The sequence below is a fragment of the Pseudomonas sp. PSB18 genome (genome assembly GCF_014596565.1).
In the GTDB taxonomy this organism is placed as follows: domain Bacteria; phylum Pseudomonadota; class Gammaproteobacteria; order Pseudomonadales; family Pseudomonadaceae; genus Aquipseudomonas.
The window spans coordinates 102,985-121,866 of the sequence record NZ_NOIN01000007.1; the positions used below are offsets into that span (position 1 = coordinate 102,985).

Sequence of the window (18,882 nt, forward strand, 5' to 3'; positions counted from 1 at the left end):
ACCTGTTCAGGGTCTGTAGGAAGCGACACCGGTTTACCAATGTCACTTCCTTGTGTTGCATCCGTGGAGCGATTATCGAGCCAGGGCCTGGCCCTGATGGGACAGTTGGGCGTGCTGTAACTGCATGCGCAACTGAGTCACTTCATCGAGCAGCAGATCGCGTTCTTCCTTGAGAAGGCGCAATTCGTCGCGACGAATGGTCACGTAAAGGGTTTGGGGAGGACGTGCGGTAACGACTGGGTCCATTGCTCACCTCGCAAATGGCTACATCAACTATAGAGATGTCGCCAGCTTTTTTGGTCGACACCCTACTATCGGCGCCGATTCTGATTTCTTTTGCTCGTGAATGGAACTTTTTTATTTTTCATGGTCGTCGTGCCTTCAACCGAGTTTGAAGCGATACCCCCTTGTGATCGCACGAATTAACCGGAAACTATGCAGCAAGGCTCTGGACTAACCTCCATTTGTCGCAGCCAAATCATATTGAAGCTAAACCTTTGACTTACCTTTATTTGTAGTAGGGAGCATCAGCACATGCAACTCGGGATTATTGGACTGGGCCGCATGGGCGGCAATATTGCGCGGCGCCTGATGCTCAATGGGCATGCCACGGTGGTCTATGACCGCAATGCCGCGTTCGTCGAAAATCTGGTCCGGGAAGGCGCCACGGGCGTGGCGGATTTGCCAGCACTGGTGGCCGGGCTGGAAAAACCGCGAGCGGTCTGGGTCATGCTGCCGGCCGGCGCGCCCACGGAAGACACCATCAACGCGCTCAGCGCGCTGCTGGAGCCAGGTGATGTGATCATCGATGGCGGTAACACGTATTACAAGGACGACATCCGTCGCGCCCAAGCGCTGTCGGAAAAGGGCCTGAGCTACATGGATGTGGGCACTTCCGGCGGCGTCTGGGGCCTGGAGCGCGGTTATTGCATGATGATCGGCGGCGATGCCGACGTGGTGACGCGCCTGGACCCGCTGTTCGCCAGTCTGGCGCCGGGCATGGGCGATATTCCCCGCACCCGTGACCGCAAGTCCGACGACGATCGCGCCGAGCGCGGCTATATCCATGCCGGCCCGGCGGGTTCCGGGCATTTCGTGAAGATGATCCATAACGGCATCGAGTACGGCATGATGCAAGCCTTCGCCGAGGGCTTCGATATTCTCAAGACCAAGTCCAGCGAAAGCCTGCCGCCGGAGCAGCGTTTCGACCTCAACCTGGCCGATATCGCCGAAGTCTGGCGACGCGGAAGCGTGGTTTCGTCCTGGTTGCTGGACCTGACCGCGGATGCCCTGGCCAGCGATCCGAAGCTGGACGGCTTTTCCGGTGAGGTGGCCGACAGTGGCGAAGGGCGCTGGACCATCGAGGCGGCCATCGAGCAGGCAGTGCCAGTGCCGGTGCTGTCCAGTTCGCTGTTCGCCCGTTTCCGTTCCCGCCAGCAGAGCACCTACGGCGACAAAATGCTGTCCGCCATGCGTTTCGGCTTCGGCGGCCATGTGGAGACGCCGAAAAAATGACCTCGATCGGCAGGAAATCCAAGGCAGAACCCGCGCCGCCGACCACGTTGTTTTTGTTCGGTGCCCATGGTGATCTGGTCAAGCGCCTGCTGATGCCGGCGTTGTACCACCTCAGTCGTGACGGGTTGCTGGGGGATGGACTGCAGATCATTGGCGTTGATCACAACGCCATCAGCGACTTGGACTTTGCCAGGAAACTCGAGGACTTCATCCGCCACGAAGCAGCGAGCAAGGGCGGCGATGCCGGCCGTGCGCTCGACCCGGTGCTGTGGGCTCGCTTGGCCAAAGGCATCAGCTACGTGCAGGGTGATTTCCTCGACGACAGCACCTATGCGGCGCTGGCGACGAAGATCGCCGCCAGCGGTACCGGCAATGCGGTGTTCTACCTGGCGACCGCGCCGCGTTTTTTCAGTGAGGTGGTCCGCCGCCTCGGTGCGGCCGGGTTGCTTGAGGAACGGGCCGACGCCTTTCGGCGGGTGGTGATCGAAAAGCCGTTCGGCTCTGATCTGCACACCGCTGAAGCGCTCAATGCCTGCTTGCTCAAGGTCATGAGCGAGAAGCAGATCTATCGGATCGACCATTACCTGGGCAAGGAAACCGTACAGAACATCCTGGTCAGCCGTTTCTCCAACAGCTTGTTCGAAGCGTTCTGGAACAATCATTACATCGACCACGTGCAAATCACCGCCGCCGAAACGGTGGGGGTGGAAACCCGTGGCAGTTTTTACGAGCATACCGGCGCCCTGCGGGACATGGTGCCCAACCATCTGTTCCAGCTGCTGGCGATGGTGGCCATGGAGCCGCCGGCCGCCTTCGGTGCCGACGCGGTTCGAGGGGAGAAGGCCAAGGTGGTCGGCGCCATTCGACCCTGGTCGGTGGAGCAGGCTCGCGCCAACTCGGTGCGCGGCCAGTACATCGCTGGCGCCATCGATGGCAAGCCGGTGAGCGGGTATCGTCAGGAAGCCAATGTGGCGGCCGACAGCAACACCGAAACCTATGTCGCGCTGAAAGTCATGATCGACAACTGGCGGTGGGTGGGCGTGCCGTTTTATCTGCGTACCGGCAAGCGCATGAGCGTGCGGGACACGGAAATCGTCATCTGTTTCAAGCCAGCGCCGTATGCGCAGTTTCGCGATACTGAAGTCGATGAATTGCAACCTACCTACCTGAAGATACAAATCCAGCCCAATGAAGGCATGTGGTTCGATCTGCTGGCCAAGCGGCCGGGGCCGACGCTCGACATGGCGAATATAGAGTTGGGCTTCGCTTACAAGGATTTCTTCGAAATGCAGCCATCCACGGGTTACGAAACCCTGATCTACGATTGCCTGACCGGCGACCAGACCCTGTTCCAGCGTGCCGACAACATCGAGAATGGCTGGCGTGCCGTTCAGCCGTTTCTCGATGCCTGGCAGCAGGACGCGACCCTCCAGCCCTACAAGGCCGGAGAAGATGGCCCGGCCGCCGCCGATGACCTGCTGGCACGCGATGGTCGCGCCTGGCATGACCTCGGATGAGTGATCAAGTGAAACACCCCATCCGTTTTCTGCTCAGCGATATGGACGGCACGCTGCTTCTACCCGATCACAGCCTCAACCAGCGCACCATCGAAGCCGTTCGATCCCTGCGCGAGGCCGGTGTGTTGTTCAGCCTCGCCACCGGACGGCCGCCCCGGGCGATGTTGCAGCAGATCGAAGCCCTGGGGGTCGACCTGCCCACGGCGGCATTCAACGGCGGTACGCTGGTTCATCCGGACGGCAGTTTCCTCGCCGTGCACTACCTGCCACCCGAGGTGGCGTTGACGACCTTGGCGCTGTACGCCGATCAGCCCGGCATCGAGGTCTGGGTGTTTGCCGATGGCCATTGGCTGGTGCGTGACGCCCACGGGCCGATGGTGCCGGTGGAAACCCGTGGTCTGGGTTATCCGCCGGTGGAAGTGGCGAGTTTCGAACCCTACCTGGAGCGCATCGACAAGATCGTCGCCACCAGCGCCAATACGGACCTGCTGGTCGAACTGGAGGCCCGCTTGCATCCGTTGCTCAAGGGCCAGGCCCAGGTGTCGCGTTCGCAACCGATCTACCTGGACGTTACGGCGATACAAGCCAACAAGGGCGAGGCGCTGTCGACCCTGGCGGCATTCCTGGACGTGCCGCTGGAGCAGACGGCAGCGATGGGGGACGGCGGCAATGACCCGGCGATGTTCCACCGCGCGGGTCTGTCGATTGCCATGGGGCAGGCCGAGGAGGCGATCAAGCGCCAGGCTGATGTGATTACCGCATCCGTTACCGAGGATGGCGCCGCGTTGGCAATCGAGCGGTACATCCTGCCTCGATAACCCTGTGGGAGCGAGCCTGCTCGCGAAAGCGGTGGGTCAGTCAGCATTGAGTCGACTGATGCGCCGCCTTCGCGAGCAGGCTCGCTCCCACAAGGGTTTCGCACTGGCTGTGAGATGCATGCCCTACAACCAGTAAGTCACCGCAAACCACCCCAGCCCCCCCATGACCACGGTATACGGCAACGCCATCCACACCATCCGGCCATAGGACAGGCGAATCAGCGGCGCAATGGCCGAGGTCAGCAGGAACAGGAAGGCGGCCTGGCCGTTAGGCGTGGCAACGCTGGGCAGGTTGGTGCCGGTGTTGATGGCCACCGCCAGGGTCTCGAACTGTTCGCGGCTCATGTGGCCGGAGACAAAGGCTTGTTTCACCTCGGTGATGTAGATGGTTGCCACGAACACATTGTCGCTGATGGCCGACAGCAGGCCGTTGGCGATAAACAGCATGCCAGGCTGCTGATTGGCGGGGAGGGCCAGTACCCATTGGATCAGTGGCGTGAACAACTGCTGATCGTGAATCACCGCCACCACCGCAAAAAACACCACCAGCAGCGAGGTGAACGGCATCGCGTCCTTGAACGCATTGCCCAGTCGGTGCTCATCGGTGATGCCAGTGAACGTGGTGATCAGCACGATGACTGTCAGGCCGATCAGGCCGACTTCTGCAATATGCAGGGCCAGGGCCGCGATCAGGAACAGCGCGGCGATACCCTGGACGATCAGGGCCGCGCGTTGTCGTGAGTTGCGCTCGCGGTTGTCCTGCTCCGCATAGTCGGCCAACACGGCACGAACGTTATCCGGCAGCAGGGTGCCGTAACCGAACCACCGCAGCTTTTCCAATGCCATGCAGGTCACCAGCCCGGCGGCCAGTACCGGCAGCGATACGGGCGCGACCTTCACGAAGAAGTCCACGAAATGCCAGCCCATTTCATGGCCGATCAGCAGGTTCTGCGGCTCGCCTACCAGGGTGCAGACGCCACCCAGCGCGGTGCCGACGACGCCATGCATCAACAGACTGCGCAAAAATGCCCGGAACTGGTCCAGATCTCCATGGTGCAAGACGGGTAGATCCTGGTCTTCATCGACGCTGCTGTCCTGGCGGGGATCATTCCCCGAAGCGACGCGGTGATAAACCGAGTAGAAACCCACCGCGGCGCTGATGATGACTGCGGTGACGGTCAACGCATCGAGAAAGGCCGACAGGAAGGCCGAGAGGAAACAGAACATCAGGGCCAGCAGCGCCTTGGAGCGCACGCCCAGCAGTAGACGGGAGAACAGGAAGAGCAGCAGGTCCTTCATGAAGTAGATCCCGGCCACCATGAACATCAGCAGCAGGATCACCGGGAAGTTGTGCAGCAACTCGTCGTACAGCGCCTTGGGGGTCGTCATGCCCAATGCCAGGGCTTCGATCATCAACAGGCCGCCGGGCATCAATGGATAGCATTTGAGGGCCATGGCGAGGGTGAAAATGAACTCCACCACCAGTATCCAGCCCGCCACGACCGGACCGAGGGTCCACAGCACCAGGGCATTGATGATCAGGAAGGTGACGATGCACGCCTTGTACCAGCGTGGTGAGTGCCCAAGGAAGTTGTGGGCGAAAGCCTGAGCCATGGAACCGGACATCGGCTGCTCCTTTTATTTAGAAGCGCGCAACTTGCCGTAAGCAATGAGGAATATCAAGCGTAGGAATTCATACCGCTTCATCTTCGATCGGTACTTTCCGGGTCAGGCCCAATACCGGGTCACCACGGCTCGGTAGGTACCGTGGAGGGAGTGGCCTCCCACCAGGACTTTTCCGTTGGCCTGTATCGCGAGCGAGGTGGCGGTGTCCAGGCTGTAGCCGAGTCGCGTGCGAACCCAGCCTTTGCCGTGGCCGAACAGCGGATCGAGGTTGGCGTCCGGCAGATGCCGGGCCAGGACGAAGTCGGCCTCGATACCCCCGAGCGTGGCTCCGGCGGTCACCAGTTTTCCATCGGGTTGAACCTGCGCGGCGGTCCACAGGCTGGCGCTGCGTCCGACCTCCAGGAGCCGGCACTGACCCTGGTTCCACTCGTGATCCGGCCTACCGTCCCTGTGCACTTTCAGGGACAGGCAATGCATAGGGTCGCGACTGCTACCGAACGCCTGCAGATCACCGCTCTGATGTTGAACGATCTGGTTGATCGTCACGCTGCGCTCGTTGTTGGCGATGGACAGGAAGCCGTTCTCGCCGAAGCTGTCATCGAGTTTACCGCTGGGATCGTAACGGACCATCAAGCCTTGTTGGGGCAGATCGATGGCGCCACCCACCACGATGTTGCCATCGGCCTGGAGCGCGAGACAACTCAGCCAGGTGTTTTTCAACAGGCGCCGGACCATGACAAAACCGCCTCTGTTGAATGAGGTGTCCAGTGCGCCGTCCGGCAGCAGTCGGATCAGGATGCCGACATGGTCGGAGAATTGATAATGATGGTTGGCCAGTAACAGAATCCGGCCATCGGCCTGCACGCGCATGTCGCAAGCTTCCAGTCCCGGTATGCCCGGTGGCAGCCAGGGATCGCGCAGGCCTTGGGAAAGATTGCCCTCGATCCGGATCACTTGTTGTCCGGTGTTGCCGAAACCGGGAACGGCACGGCCTTGTTGATCGAACAGTGCCAGGGCGGGGAGGGTGCGGTCAGCGCTTTCGTAATGCAGGCCGGATAACAGAATCTTTCCGTCGGGCAATTCGGTCACTTTGCCTGCCGTTGCTTCGAAGCCGGGCTCAAAAGAACCGATGACACAGCCACCGCTTCCAAAGCCTGAATCGGTCGAACCGTCATGGTTGAGCCGTGTGAGCCCGAACCGGCTGCCGCGGGGTGTCTCGATCTTGGCCGCCACCAGAATTCTTCCGGTGCGGTCGAGGGTCAACCCGGTGGTCAGGCTGGAGGTGCTGCCGGAAAAATGGACCAATGCCTTGCCGTTGTTGGCAAAGCCTGCATCCAGTTGACCGGCGTTGACCGCCGCCATTGGAAGCTCAGGCGCGAATTGATTGAGCATGCATGCCTCTCCTTTCGCGTCGACCGGCCCGGAGGGGCGATGACTGCATGAGGGCAACATTCAATCCCTGAATGTGACAGTGCACAACTGTCAAACCTTGCACAAATAGCTGCGAATCGTGCCAGAGCAATGGCTTTTCGACCCAGTGCCAAGCCTGCTATCGATACAGGCTCGGACGGCAAACGAAAAAGAGGTGCTTATTCCGGCATGGACCAGGACTGCAACTTGTAACCTTCCTGGCTCAATTCGGCGCGGGCCTGTTTCAACAGTTTGGCCAGTTGGGCTGGATCGGTATAGGCACTGCTTGGAATCTGGGTGCGGCCAATATGGGTATTGGTGCGGTCAACGACGGTCAGGCTCAATTCGCCGTTGCCATCCTGTGGAGCCCAGGCCACGCATTGGAAAGGTTTAAATGCGCGGTCGGCAATCAAAAGAGCTTCGTTGATACGGAGCGGGGCGTTCATGGCGTTCTCTCATAAAAGTGCCCAATCAGATGATGTGCCGTCGGTTGGGCGGACCGTGCGGCGGGTTACTTGTACTGATGTTCCGAACCGTGGTTCAGGTCACACAATCTTTGAATAAATTTCGATTTTCTTTCAGACCCGGTAACAAGCCTTTTGTTTGAAAGCGCCATGAAAGATTTGCGACAGGGTAACTAACGAAATGCGCGCTTATAACCACTTTGAAGTGTTTTCTATAATCAATTGATACAAGGGTGTGTCAACTTCTTGCTACTGTTACATGCAGGTTCGCCAAACGACTGTTTCTACTCATATTTCTTATTTTTGGCGCCAAGGATCAGTCATGATCGAAGCCAGTACGTCACGTCGTCTGCTCGTGGTTGATCCCTGCGATGATTGCCATCGTCTGTTGCCGGGTCTACGCACCGTTGGTTGGCAGGTGGAGAGCTGCTCTCTCGAGCATGCCAGCGATCGAACGTGCGACGTGGGGCTGTTGAGGTTGCAGCCTTTTCACCTGGACCGCCCGGAAGCGGTCAAGGAATTGATCAGCCGCAGCGGTACCGAGTGGATCGCCGTGCTCAACCAGGAAGTGCTGCGGCTGAAGAATGTGGGTGATTTTGTCTGCGAATGGTTTTTTGATTTCCATACCTTGCCCTTCGATGTCTCACGGGTCCAGGTGACACTGGGTCGGGCGTTTGGCATGGCGCGTCTGCGCGGGCAGGGCTCGGTCCATGTCCAACTCCCCGAGCATGAGTTGCTGGGCGACAGCAAGCCGATTCGCGAATTGCGCAAGTTGTTGAGCAAACTGGCGCCCACCGAGTCGCCCGTATTGATCCGTGGCGAGAGCGGTACCGGCAAGGAACTGGTGGCGCGTACGTTGCATTCGCAGTCCCTGCGTCGCAATAAACCGTTCATTGCCATCAACTGTGGCGCGATTCCCGAACATCTGATCCAGTCCGAATTGTTCGGCCACGAAAAAGGGGCGTTCACCGGCGCCCACCAGCGCAAGATCGGCCGCATCGAAGCGGCCCACGGCGGGACGCTGTTTCTGGATGAGATTGGCGACCTGCCGCTGGAGCTGCAGGCCAATCTGCTGCGATTCCTGCAGGAAAAGCACATCGAAAGGGTCGGTGGCAGCCAACCGATTGCAGTCGATGTCCGGGTACTGGCGGCCACCCACGTGGATCTGGAGTCGGCCATCGAGCACCGGCTGTTTCGCGAAGACCTGTACTATCGCCTGAACGTGTTGCAAGTGGTGATGGCGCCCCTGCGTGAACGCCACGGCGACTTGTCGATGCTCGCCAGTCACTTTTCCCATCTCTACAGCCAGGAAACCGGCCGCCGGCCCCGCAGCTTCAGCGAAGATGCGCTGGTGGCGATGGGCATGCATGACTGGCCGGGCAATATCCGGGAATTGGCCAACCGTGTCCGCCGCGGCCTGGTGCTGGCCGAGGGGCGGCAGATCGAAGCCCGGGACCTTGGCCTGGCCAGCCATCATGGGATCGTCGCACCGATGGGCACCCTTGAAGACTACAAGACCCGCGCCGAGCGCCAGGCACTGAGCGATGTGCTCAACCGTCACAGCGACAACCTGAGCGTCGCGGCCCGGGTGCTGGGCGTGTCCCGGCCAACGTTCTATCGTCTGCTGCACAAGCATCAGATCCGCTGAATCATTCCTGAAGCAAGGTCACCAGAGAAACCTGTGGGAGCGAGCCTGCTCGCGATAGCGGTGGATCAGTCACTAAAGAGGTGCCTGCGCTACCGTCATCGCGAGCAGGCTCGCTCACACAGGTGCTCGTCCTGCGCTAGAAGTAATACGGAAATTTGAGGCTGAAGCTGAAGTCCGGCGCATCGTCGGTCAACCCGATGGACAGGTTGGGCACGATGGTCAGGTTGTCGGAGGCGGCGATGGTCATGCCGATGTTGAAGTAGCCGGCATTGGCATCACTGGAGACCACTGATTCCCAATCCCCGCCGTCCTGCTTGAGCTTGCTTTTCTTCTGGATCAGGTCCGATACCGAGAACGACATGCTCATCTTCTCGTTCAATGCGAAGGCCAGCCCTGCACCGATCTGGAAGCTGTCGCCGATCCGCACCTTGCCCGGCACTTTCTGGTTGACGGTGGAGCTGATGTCGTCGAACGATTCTTCGAAGTTATGGGTATAGGCCAGGGTGCCGAACAGCACGGCCGGGTCGAAAGTCTTGACCAGGGAAAGCCCGGGGGTGACCGACCAGACGCCGTTGCCGGTGGGTAGATCTTCAGGCACGAACAGATTGGTGTTGCTCGGGGACTGGCGCAGCTTGATGCCGAAGGGATCCTTGCCGGTAGGGGCTTTGACGCGCAAGGTCACCACTGCGTCGGGGGTATTGATCGATTCGTCCATGAACTTGTAGGCAATGCCGAAATTGACATCGCCAATGGTGGGATCGCGGGTGACGGTTTCCTCACTGGTGACACCGGCCGCGCCGTTGTTGGCACCGCCGGACTGGTACGTGGATTCGCGGTAGACCACCGGTACATTGAGGTCGAACTGCCAGCGATTGTCGAAGTTGTAGCGGCCGGTGAGGTCAAGCGTCCAGGTGTCGGCCTTGATCCGGTCCAGGTTGATGTTGCCCAGGAATATCGAATCCAGGGCCAGGAAACCGTTGAGGATCAGTTGCCGGGTGTCGTAGCGCGAATAGGTCACGCCGGTCTCGAAGCTGAACTTGCCGCCACCAAAGAAGCCGCTGGCCTCGTCATAGAGGTTGGAGACGCTCTGGGCCGGTTGCGAGTCGTCGGCGAGGGACTGCCCGTAGCCGCTGCCGCCGGCCGTTGTCGCGCCGCTGCCGGCCACATTCTGGTTGCCCTTCATGTCGGCCGGGGATTTCACCAGACGCTTGGGCTGTGGAGCGGCGGGCTGGTCTTCCACCTGGCGTACCCGCTGTTCGAGTACCGCCAGGGCTTTCTGCTGGACCTCGTATCGTTGCTTGAGCTCGAGCAGCTCCTGCTTCAATGCCTCGATGTCCGCATCCGGTGCCGCTTGCAGCAGGGTCGCCGGGAACAACGTGCTCAGACACATTACAGCGCGCAACGATACGGATCGATACATGAAAATGCCGTCCCTATTTGCCCAGTGGTCGAAAGCAGCGTAGTTCAATACCCTAGGTTGCGCAGGCCGCGTAGCTGCGTCAGGTTGCAGTCCAGCGCCCCGGCACTGGGGCCGTTGTTGTTCAGCACGACATTGAGCTGGGTCATGTTGTTGACCAGGTTGCTGTTGCCCAGCAGGCGGGTATTCTGCAATAGGCCACCCTGGGCCACTTGTTGCAAGGTGCTGCCCTGGTTGTGACTGGCCTGGATCGCCATCTGTACGCCGCTGCCGGTGGCTGTTACCGCGACGCTGCCGGCTGCGTTGCTCCCGCTGATGGTCTGGCCACGGGTCAGCAACTGGCCTTGGGAAGGGGCGAGAGCGGGGGGATGGTTGCTTTCTTTCACGTTGATGTTGACGTTGTTGTAGGCGGTATTGCCGTCGCCGGCAGCGCGTACGCTCTGGGTCACGCCCTGGCTCGTCCCAAGGCCTGCGCCACCGGTAATGTTGCCGCTGCCCTGTTCTGGAACGCTGCCATTGCCGGTCTGTTTGATGGTAGAGACGTAGAACTCGGGTTTGACGGTGGAGGCCTGGATCTGCATGGAGCTGGTGGCGCCGATCAGGTCGCCGCTGGCGTTGCGCCAGGTACTGCTCATGACGATGCCGAAGCTGATGACCCGTCCGGGCATGACATAACGACCGCGCAGCTCGGCGAGCTCCTGGTCCTTGATCTCGATGGGTTTGAATCCGGCATGGGCATAGCCCGACGCGGTCGCGGCCAGGCAGGCCAGCGACAGCCAGTGTGAAATTTTCATGTACCGCTCCCGGAGCATCCTGCTCCTTTTTTGTATTTATCGTTGGCAGTTGGTCGGCGATTTAAAAGAAGTCGCTCTGTATGAAACCGAAATCCATCAACTCCGCATCCTTGACCGGGTTGAACCCGTCCAGCTTGTTACGCGCCGTCAACGGTTGCGGAGGGCTGCGCAGGGCGTTGGTCTTGTCGTAGCCGGGACCGACGATGGCGAAGACTATGCCGTTCCAGCCTTTGACGAAATCATCGTGGGCGTAGCGCTTGTGCCCCAGCACCGGGTCGCCGATGTAGACCCATTGCTTGTCGGCGCGCTGCAATACCACGAAGTGCTTGTAGCCACGTATTTCCATCAGGACCACCACCGGGATCGTCACGGCTTCGAGCTTCTCTGCCGGTATCCGGTAGCCTCGGGCGCGCATGCCGATGCCTTCCACGTAGCGCTTCATGTCCAGCATGGAAAAACCCTGGGTGCGCACGAGGTCCTGGTCGGCATTGACCAGCATGCCCTTGATGACATGCTCTTCATCGACATCCAGCCAATAGGCTTGGCGCAGCACCGTGGCCAGTGCGGCGGCACCGCAGCTGAAATCGGTTTTCTGCTCGACGATGTCGCTGAACTTGCGCTCGCGCACGCTTTGCACCGGTTTGTAGATCAGCATGCCGCCAGGCAGGGCGGCGACCGGCATTTGCGCGGCTTCAGTGACGCACGCCATGCAAAGCAGCAAGGAAAGGGCAGTCGCACGCATGATCGGTACGCCTTGTGGAAACCTTGGAAAAGAAGCCCCGTTGCCGGGGCCCCATTTCACCCGTGGTTACATGCAGGCTTTGCAGCCGGCAGCGATGGACAGCGAGTTGCTCTGCTGATTGCCCACACCTGCCGACACGTTGGCGCCGCCGTTGCCGGAGAAGCCGTTCATGGAGTTGTTCATGGTGGCGTTGTTGATCACAGGGTTTTTCCAGCCATCACGGGTCAACACTTGCTGGGTATTGCTGCCGGCCAGTTCGAAAGTGCCCACGGCGGAGAACTTGAACTTGTCGTCATCATGACCGCCGCCATAGCCACCTTTGTTGCCCCAGCCGCCATGGTCGTTGTCTTCGGCGGTACCGGTACCCTTGGCCTTGAACGTGCCGGAGGCTTCATAGGTGCTGGTGAGGGTATCGGTCTTGTAGGTTTTCACGCCTTTGTTGTCCACCACCAGGCCGGTGGAGGTCTGGTCGGCTGCGGCCGAGGCTTGTGCCACACGGCCACCCGATACGGCGATGGCCAGGTTGTTTTTCTGTTGGTTGAAGTTGCCGGCGGTCACGTTGATGCCGATGTTGCCGGAGCCATTGTTGCCTGCGTTGGTGAGCGAGGCGTTGTTTTGAGTCGAGTTGTTTTTGACGTAGTTGTTGTTATTGACTTGGGTGGCACTGGACATGGAGACAGCCGAACCGAAGATGAAGCTTTCGTCCGCAGTGGCCAGGGCGGCGGCGTTGTCTTGCTGGTTGCCGTCGCCGCCAGCGACGTTGGCGCCCATGTTACCGTTGCTGCCATTGAGCGAGTCCTTGGCTTCAGCGGTGTTCTTGGTCGCCTGGTTGGTCACCACGTTGCCGTCGCTGTTCTGCTCATCCAGCACCGTAGCCCCAGCACCGGCGCTGATGGAGAGCAGTTGATCCAGCGTCGGACCTTGGTGGCCATGGTTGCCATGGCCGTGCCCGTTGCCGTGGTTGTTGTCGTTTCCACCGGCCTGTGCGGCCATTGCCATGACAGCGGCGAGAGCGAAAACCAATGGTTTGAGTGCCATTGTTGGTTTCATGGTGTTTCTCCTTGCGTGTCGTTGGTTAAGTGTGTCGGTACTTTCTTATGGTTTTACTGCCCGGGTCAGTCTGCGACCCGGATGCTCAGGGTGTTGGCCATTCGGTTCCCCACCCCGGCACTCTGGTTCACCTGGATGACCCCACGGCTGCCGGTGAAGGCCTGGTCGCTGGTGACGACCTGGCGACTGCCGGTTGGGGCGCCAGTTGCTCCTGAGTTTGGTAACAACGCCACGTTCTGTTGAGAAAGCGCGCTGTCGTCAATGCTCTGCGGTTGGGCGCTGATGCCCACCCGCATGACATTGGCCATCTGGTTGTTGGCCCCGGCGGACTGGTTGACGCCCAGCACACCGTTGCCGTTGCTGAAAGAGCTGCCGCCAATGCGGGCGGTCGCGTTCATGGCGGGATCGGCGGGTGTATCCAGCCGTTGGCGCACATGGGTGGTGACCTGGGCCTCGGTGCCGATAGCAATGGCCCGGGTGTTGGTCTGCTGGGTCTGGTTGCCTGCCGCCTGGTTGACGTTGAAGTTGCCGGTATAACGGCTGCCGGAATCCTGCAGGTTGGCGCTACTGACGACCGCCACGCCTGGATCGGCGAATACGGTGGATGAAGCGAGCAGGGCGAGCAGCAACAGGGCTGACTTCATGTCATTGCCCTCCCGCCAGGCGACCCAGCGGGGCCAGGCCGGAACTCAGCGAGCGGTTGATGGTGCCGGAGATCGCACCACCGCCGCCGCCACCGTGGCCGGCGCTCATACCGGGCATGCCGTTGGGGTTGGTCACGACGTTCAGGCCTTGCACACCGGTGTTTGTGTTGATGGTGCTGCGGATCGACGAGCCGCTGGCGACGCTGGCAAATTCGCCGTCGCTCAGTTCGGTGCTGGCGGTCGCTTGGCTGATTCGATCGGAAGGGTTGGCATTGACGGTGGTCGGGTAGGGGTCCTTGCCACCGTTGCGACCAATATGGACGGGCTGTACGTCACGGTTGAGGACGATGACGCCGTTGCCCTCGGCCTGTACCGATAGGCTGAACGTCGCGCCGGCGGCGCAGCTGATCAACAGCAGGACGGTCAAACTTCTATCGAAAGTCCCCACGGCATCGATTCCTTCTTCGGTGGGCTGGCTCGGATCCAGCGTTGCGAAGTGGGGAGAGCAGATGTCGTGCCGGTTTTCTAAAGGTCTTTTAATTCAATGGGTTGATCGTTAGGGCGTAACGGCTGATGCGGGATCTGTTTCATGGTTGAGACAAGACTCATGACGGTCAATAGGCCATCAGCTGGCCAGTGGCTCTGGATCCAGGCTCTTGAAGGGGTGTTTCAGTGACTTGACAGTCAGGGTGAAAAACCGTTGAAACAGCCTTGGATCCGGGTTTGCCGCGACGGGGATGTTTCAAGAGTGGAACAGGATGGCCATATGCTGCCTAACCAACGGCAGTCAGGCCTGGAGCAGTTGGGTGACGGCTGCGAACACCTGGGCCTGGCGTTGTGCCCAGTCACCTTCGATCACTTGGAACGGTTGCTGATGTTGAATCAGCCAGTTTCTGATGGCTGCGAAGAATTGCAGGCGTTGCGCCAGTTCAGGCTGGCAGCGCAGGCCGTCGCTGGTCCATTCGACCTGCTCGGGGCTCAGCAGCAGATGCAGGTCGTAATGACGTCCCAGCAAGGCTGGCTCCAGCCAGTCCGGGCAGTCGCCGAACAGGGTCCGGCTCCAGAGGATATTGCTCAACAGATGGGTATCGAGGATCAGCAGCGTCGGTTGCCGGGCCCTGGCTGCGTCTTCCCAGGCCAGTTGTCCGATGGCGATATCGGGAATGTCGTCCAGGCAGGTGTCGCGGGGGTGCTGTTCCATGAAGTGGCGAACGTACTCATCTACCCGCAAGCCACCGAAGTGTTCTTGCAGTTGCCTGGCCAGCCAGCTTTTGCCGGCAGATTCGGGGCCGGTCAGCACCACCACCTTCATGCGCGCAGGGCCGGGTCGGTGCGCCATTCCCGCCAGCCTTGCACGGCCAGCAGGGTGAACAGGGCATAGAGTGCTGCGGTCAGGTACAGCCCTTTGTAGGTAAACAGGCCAACGAAGATCACATCCAGGGCAATCCACAAAGGCCAGCATTGCACGCGCTTCTGTGCCATCCACCACTGGGCTACCAGGCTGAAGCCGGTGAGTGCCGCATCGAGCCAGGGTTGGGCGGCATCGGTCCAGTGCGCCATGGCGGCGCCCAGCACCAGACTGCCCGCGGCCCCGGCGGTCAGGCCAAGCAGCACCGACGGTCCGCCCAGTCGTGTGACCTGGCGTCCGTCATGATGTTGGCCGGCACGGGTCCATTGCCACCAGCCATACAGTTGAAGCGCGGCATAGACCACTTGCAACAGCATGTCCGAGTACAACTTCACGTCGTAGAAAATCCAGCTGTACAGCACCACCATGACCAGGCCGATCGGCCAGCACCAGGGGTTCTGCTTGACGGTCAACCAGACAGCGATCACGCCGAGGGCTGCGGCAAACAGTTCAAGCCCGGACATGGCGGTTCCTTGGGGAATGGAAAAGGGGGGCGATTGTAAACGTTATGGCGGGGGCAGCTCCAACATCAATGTTGGATGTGCCGGCGTTATCGCGAGCAGGCTCGCTCCCACATGGGTTTCAGGTTGAGTGCGAGATCTGTGGTCGCCAGCAGGTCCTGTGGGAGCGAGCCTGCTCGCGATAGCGGTGGATCAGCTTGCACCCATGCTGGATGCAAGCTTTGCTCTTAAACCCGGAACTGTTTGAGCAGGCCGTTCAGTTGTTCGCTCAATGCCTTGAGGCGTGTGCTTGCCAGGCTGGACTGTTCCGCCGCCAGGGCGGTGCTGTGGGAGAGACCGGCGGCCTGGGTGACGTTCTGGTTGATGTCCTCTACCACGTGGGCCTGTTGCAGGGTGGCACTGGCGATGGAGGCGTTCAGGCTGTTGAGATTGCGCAGGGCCTGGCCGATGGCGTTGAGGCTGGCGCCCGCCAGTCCGGCCTGTTCGATGGTCAGTTGCGAGGCGCGGCTGCTGTCACTGATGACTTTCACCGCGGCTTCGGAGTGAGTTTGCAAGCGCTCGATCATCCCCTGGATCTCGGCGGTGGACTTCTGCGTGCGCTGGGCCAGCAACCTCACCTCATCGGCCACCACCGCAAACCCCCGGCCTTGCTCCCCGGCACGAGCGGCCTCGATCGCGGCGTTGAGGGCCAACAGGTTGGTCTGTTCGGCGATGGAACGGATGACCTCCAGCACGCTGCCGATCTGGGTGCTTTCGCTGGCCAGGGTCCGAATCACTTCCACCGCTTGATCGATGGTCTGGGAAAGACGGTCGATCTGCTGCAAGCTGCCATCGATGTTGACCTGACCCTGCTGGGCCTGGGACTCGGCATCGCGCATTTCACTGGCGGCGTGTTCGGCGTTCTTGGCCACATCCTGCACGCCATAGGTCACTTCGTTGATCGCCGTGGCCACCAGTTCCATTTGCTGCGATTGCTGCTGGCTGCGCTCCTGGGCCTGGGCGGCGTCGCTGCCCAATTCGCTGGACGATTGCCCCAGAGCGCTGGCCGAAACCTGCAACTGGCTCACCACCTCGCGCAGTTTGGTAGTAAAAGCGTTGAAATGTCGCGCCAGTTGGGTGACTTCATCCTGGCCATGGGTGTCGAGGGTACGGGTCAGGTCGCTTTCACCGCTGGCAATGTTGGCCATTGCGTTCACCGTCTCTTGCAGAGGCCGCACGATGCTGCGCACGATCAAGGTCAACAGCAGGCTCATGATCAGTGCGATTGTCAGGCCGACCAGCGAGGCCTTGATCAGTTGGGCCTGGAACTCGGCCTGTACGTCATCCACGTACACACCCGAACCGATGATCCAGCCCCAGGGCTCGAACAGTTTGACGTAGGACGTCTTGCCGACCGGCGCCTCGGCACCCGGTTTCGGCCACAGATAGTTCACCATCCCGGCGCCCTTGGCCTTGGCGATGGTGACCATTTCGTTGAACAGCGCGAAACCGTTCGGGTCGCGGATCGCCGAGAGGTTCTGGCCTTCGAGCTTCGGGTTGGTGGGGTGCATGATCATGACCGGTGTCAGGTCATTGATCCAGAAATAGTCAGTCTCGTTATAGCGCAGGCCACGCACGGCGCTGAGGGCCTGCTTCTGGGCGGCTTCGCGGGTCAGGGTACCGGCGGTTTCCAGGCCATGGTAATAGCTCAGCACGCCACTGGCGGTCTGGACCACATGTTGGGTTTTCTGCACCTTGGCCTGATAGAGATCGCTGTGGATCTGCTTCAGCATCAAGGCGCCCAGCGTGAATACCATCAAGATGGCCACGACGAGGATGAGCCACAAGCGTCGGCTGATCGACACATTGCGCAAGCTATTCATACGCTGTCACTCCAGTTTCTTGTTCTTGTCATCCACGGCCGGTGGATTGCCCCCTGGGCCATAACGCATCGGCGTTATGAGGGCTTGTCTGATAGGATTTCGGCCTCGCGGCGCAAAACCTGAGCCTGCCTTTGATTTTTCATTGGTTTTTTGGGCAAGGGCGCAGTTATCGTGCACCCGCTGCTCGTATGGGCATGACATTTGATTATCGATGAGGCCCTACTGACAGGGCCCTTCTTGGGGGATGAATGGATTTGTGGACTGCCTTTCAGGCACTGATTCTTGGCATTGTAGAAGGTCTGACGGAATTCCTGCCGATTTCCAGCACGGGGCACCAGATCGTTGTCGCCGACTTGCTCGGGTTCGGTGGGGAACGGGCTATGGCGTTCAACATCATCATCCAGTTGGGGGCGATCCTGGCAGTGGTCTGGGAATTCCGTCGCAAGATCTTCGACGTGGTGTTGGGTTTGCCTACCCAGCCCAGTGCCCGGCGCTTTACCGCCAACCTGTTGATCGCCTTCCTGCCCGCGGTGGTGCTGGGTGTGCTGTTTGCCGATCTGATCCATGAATACCTATTCAACCCGATTACCGTGGCCGCCGCGCTGGTGGTGGGTGGTTTCATCATGCTGTGGGCCGAGCAGCGCCAGCACGAAGTACACGCCGACACGGTGGACGACATCACCTGGAAAGATGCAATCAAGGTCGGTCTGGCCCAGTGCCTGGCGATGATTCCCGGCACCTCCCGTTCCGGCTCGACCATCATCGGCGGGTTGCTGTTCGGCCTTTCGCGCAAGACCGCGACCGAGTTCTCCTTCTTCCTGGCCATGCCGACCATGGTCGGCGCGGCTGTCTACTCGGGCTACAAATACCGCGCGCTTTTCGTGCCGGCGGACTTCCCGGTGTTCGCCATCGGTTTCGTCACCGCGTTCATCTTCGCCATGATCGCCGTCAAGGGGTTGCTGCGGTTCATCGCCAACCACAGCTATGCGGTGTTCGCCTGGTATCGGATCGTGTTCGGCTTGTTGATCCTGGCAACCTGGCAATTCGGCTGGGTCGACTGGACAAGCGCCCGGCCATGAATGATTCCGGCACTCGCAGGCACGCGGCCCGCAATGCGGGCGGCGTCGTGCAGAACCTTCGGCTCAAGTTGATCGTATTGGCGGTGCTGTGCGCGCTACCGCTGACGGGCTCGCTGCTGCTCGGGCTGCAGGAGGCATCATGGGTGCCTCTGACGGCCTACGGTATTGTCAGCGTCGTGGCGTTCCTGCTGTACTGGAGTGACAAGCGCAAGGCGCGTTCCGACGCCTGGCGCACCCCCGAGAACGTGCTGCACGCCGTGGAGCTGGCCGGCGGCTGGCCCGGGGCGTTACTGGCCCAGCAGGTCTTTCGGCACAAGACCCGCAAGGTGTCGTTTCAGGTGGTGTTCTGGTTCATCGTGCTGCTGCACCAGGCGTTCTGGGTCGACCAGTTGTTCCTGGGCGGTCATCTGTTGGCCTGGGTTTAATA

Annotated in this window: 19 protein-coding genes; 6 read left to right on the top strand and 13 right to left on the bottom strand. The window is 60.4% G+C overall.

What is annotated here, in order from left to right:
- Positions 1 to 72 precede the first annotated feature (72 nt).
- A complete protein-coding gene (locus tag CGA22_RS17720; RefSeq protein WP_162843604.1) occupies positions 73 to 246 on the bottom strand; it encodes a DUF6026 family protein in 174 nt (57 codons plus the stop codon).
- Positions 247 to 510: 264 nt separating this feature from the next.
- On the opposite strand from CGA22_RS17720, the gene gnd reads away from it, so the two are divergent.
- The 3 genes from gnd to CGA22_RS17735 are packed head-to-tail and all read left to right on the top strand — an operon-like array spanning position 511 to position 3,850.
- Positions 511 to 1,515, top strand: a complete 1,005-nt coding sequence (gene gnd / locus CGA22_RS17725; RefSeq protein ID WP_256223164.1) for a phosphogluconate dehydrogenase (NAD(+)-dependent, decarboxylating) — start codon at positions 511 to 513, stop codon at positions 1,513 to 1,515.
- On the top strand, positions 1,512 to 3,032 hold the full coding sequence (gene zwf / locus CGA22_RS17730) for a glucose-6-phosphate dehydrogenase (protein WP_041023190.1): 1,521 nt from the start codon (positions 1,512 to 1,514) through the stop codon (positions 3,030 to 3,032). The genes gnd and zwf overlap by 4 nt, the downstream gene beginning before the upstream one ends.
- A complete protein-coding gene (locus CGA22_RS17735; RefSeq protein WP_041023191.1) occupies positions 3,029 to 3,850 on the top strand; it encodes a Cof-type HAD-IIB family hydrolase in 822 nt (273 codons plus the stop codon). Before zwf ends, CGA22_RS17735 begins: the two co-directional genes overlap by 4 nt.
- Positions 3,851 to 3,973: 123 nt before the next feature.
- On the opposite strand, the gene nhaB is transcribed toward CGA22_RS17735, so the two are convergent.
- The 3 genes from nhaB to CGA22_RS17750 form a co-directional block, all read right to left on the bottom strand.
- On the bottom strand, positions 3,974 to 5,476 hold the full coding sequence (gene nhaB / locus CGA22_RS17740) for a sodium/proton antiporter NhaB (RefSeq protein ID WP_041023192.1): 1,503 nt from the start codon (positions 5,474 to 5,476) through the stop codon (positions 3,974 to 3,976).
- Between the two features lie 102 nt (positions 5,477 to 5,578).
- A complete protein-coding gene (locus CGA22_RS17745; protein WP_041023193.1) occupies positions 5,579 to 6,868 on the bottom strand; it encodes a hypothetical protein in 1,290 nt (429 codons plus the stop codon).
- A 197-nt stretch (positions 6,869 to 7,065) separates the two neighbouring features.
- The gene (locus CGA22_RS17750) at positions 7,066 to 7,332 is read right to left on the bottom strand and encodes a hypothetical protein (protein ID WP_041023194.1); all 267 of its coding nucleotides are present in this window, start codon (positions 7,330 to 7,332) and stop codon (positions 7,066 to 7,068) included.
- A 340-nt stretch (positions 7,333 to 7,672) separates the two neighbouring features.
- Between CGA22_RS17750 and CGA22_RS17755 the strand changes: the two genes are divergently transcribed.
- Positions 7,673 to 8,998 carry a sigma-54 dependent transcriptional regulator gene (locus CGA22_RS17755; protein WP_041023195.1) on the top strand — a complete coding sequence of 442 codons (1,326 nt, stop codon included), beginning with the start codon at positions 7,673 to 7,675 and terminating at the stop codon, positions 8,996 to 8,998.
- Positions 8,999 to 9,134: 136 nt separating this feature from the next.
- Here CGA22_RS17755 and CGA22_RS17760 read toward each other — a convergent pair whose 3' ends face one another.
- From CGA22_RS17760 to CGA22_RS17800, 9 genes are all read right to left on the bottom strand, one after another.
- Positions 9,135 to 10,418 (bottom strand): transporter, encoded by a 1,284-nt coding sequence (locus CGA22_RS17760; protein ID WP_041023196.1) that lies wholly within the window; start codon positions 10,416 to 10,418, stop codon positions 9,135 to 9,137.
- Positions 10,419 to 10,462: 44 nt separating this feature from the next.
- Complete coding sequence (locus CGA22_RS17765) at positions 10,463 to 11,209, bottom strand: hypothetical protein (RefSeq protein ID WP_041023197.1); 747 nt, start codon at positions 11,207 to 11,209, stop codon at positions 10,463 to 10,465.
- A 61-nt stretch (positions 11,210 to 11,270) separates the two neighbouring features.
- Positions 11,271 to 11,951, bottom strand: a complete 681-nt coding sequence (locus CGA22_RS17770; RefSeq protein ID WP_041023198.1) for a C39 family peptidase — start codon at positions 11,949 to 11,951, stop codon at positions 11,271 to 11,273.
- 66 nt (positions 11,952 to 12,017) lie between these two features.
- Entirely contained in the window at positions 12,018 to 13,001 is a 984-nt protein-coding gene (locus CGA22_RS17775; RefSeq protein WP_041023199.1) for a hypothetical protein, read from the bottom strand.
- A 65-nt stretch (positions 13,002 to 13,066) separates the two neighbouring features.
- Positions 13,067 to 13,645, bottom strand: a complete 579-nt coding sequence (locus CGA22_RS17780; RefSeq protein WP_041023200.1) for a hypothetical protein — start codon at positions 13,643 to 13,645, stop codon at positions 13,067 to 13,069.
- A gap of 1 nt (position 13,646) precedes the next feature.
- Positions 13,647 to 14,093: a hypothetical protein gene (locus CGA22_RS17785; protein WP_188258661.1), complete on the bottom strand. Its 447-nt coding sequence runs from the start codon at positions 14,091 to 14,093 to the stop codon at positions 13,647 to 13,649.
- A gap of 339 nt (positions 14,094 to 14,432) precedes the next feature.
- Entirely contained in the window at positions 14,433 to 14,957 is a 525-nt protein-coding gene (locus tag CGA22_RS17790; RefSeq protein WP_041023202.1) for an AAA family ATPase, read from the bottom strand.
- Complete coding sequence (gene pnuC, locus CGA22_RS17795; RefSeq protein ID WP_041023203.1) at positions 14,954 to 15,517, bottom strand: nicotinamide riboside transporter PnuC; 564 nt, start codon at positions 15,515 to 15,517, stop codon at positions 14,954 to 14,956. The genes CGA22_RS17790 and pnuC overlap by 4 nt, the downstream gene beginning before the upstream one ends.
- 224 nt (positions 15,518 to 15,741) lie before the next feature.
- A complete protein-coding gene (locus CGA22_RS17800) occupies positions 15,742 to 17,376 on the bottom strand; it encodes a methyl-accepting chemotaxis protein (protein WP_041023204.1) in 1,635 nt (544 codons plus the stop codon).
- A gap of 248 nt (positions 17,377 to 17,624) precedes the next feature.
- On the opposite strand from CGA22_RS17800, the gene CGA22_RS17805 reads away from it, so the two are divergent.
- Both CGA22_RS17805 and CGA22_RS17810 read left to right on the top strand, forming a co-directional pair.
- Positions 17,625 to 18,455: an undecaprenyl-diphosphate phosphatase gene (locus CGA22_RS17805; RefSeq protein WP_041023205.1), complete on the top strand. Its 831-nt coding sequence runs from the start codon at positions 17,625 to 17,627 to the stop codon at positions 18,453 to 18,455.
- Positions 18,452 to 18,880 (top strand): DUF1294 domain-containing protein, encoded by a 429-nt coding sequence (locus tag CGA22_RS17810; protein ID WP_041023206.1) that lies wholly within the window; start codon positions 18,452 to 18,454, stop codon positions 18,878 to 18,880. The genes CGA22_RS17805 and CGA22_RS17810 overlap by 4 nt, the downstream gene beginning before the upstream one ends.
- Positions 18,881 to 18,882 lie beyond the last annotated feature (2 nt).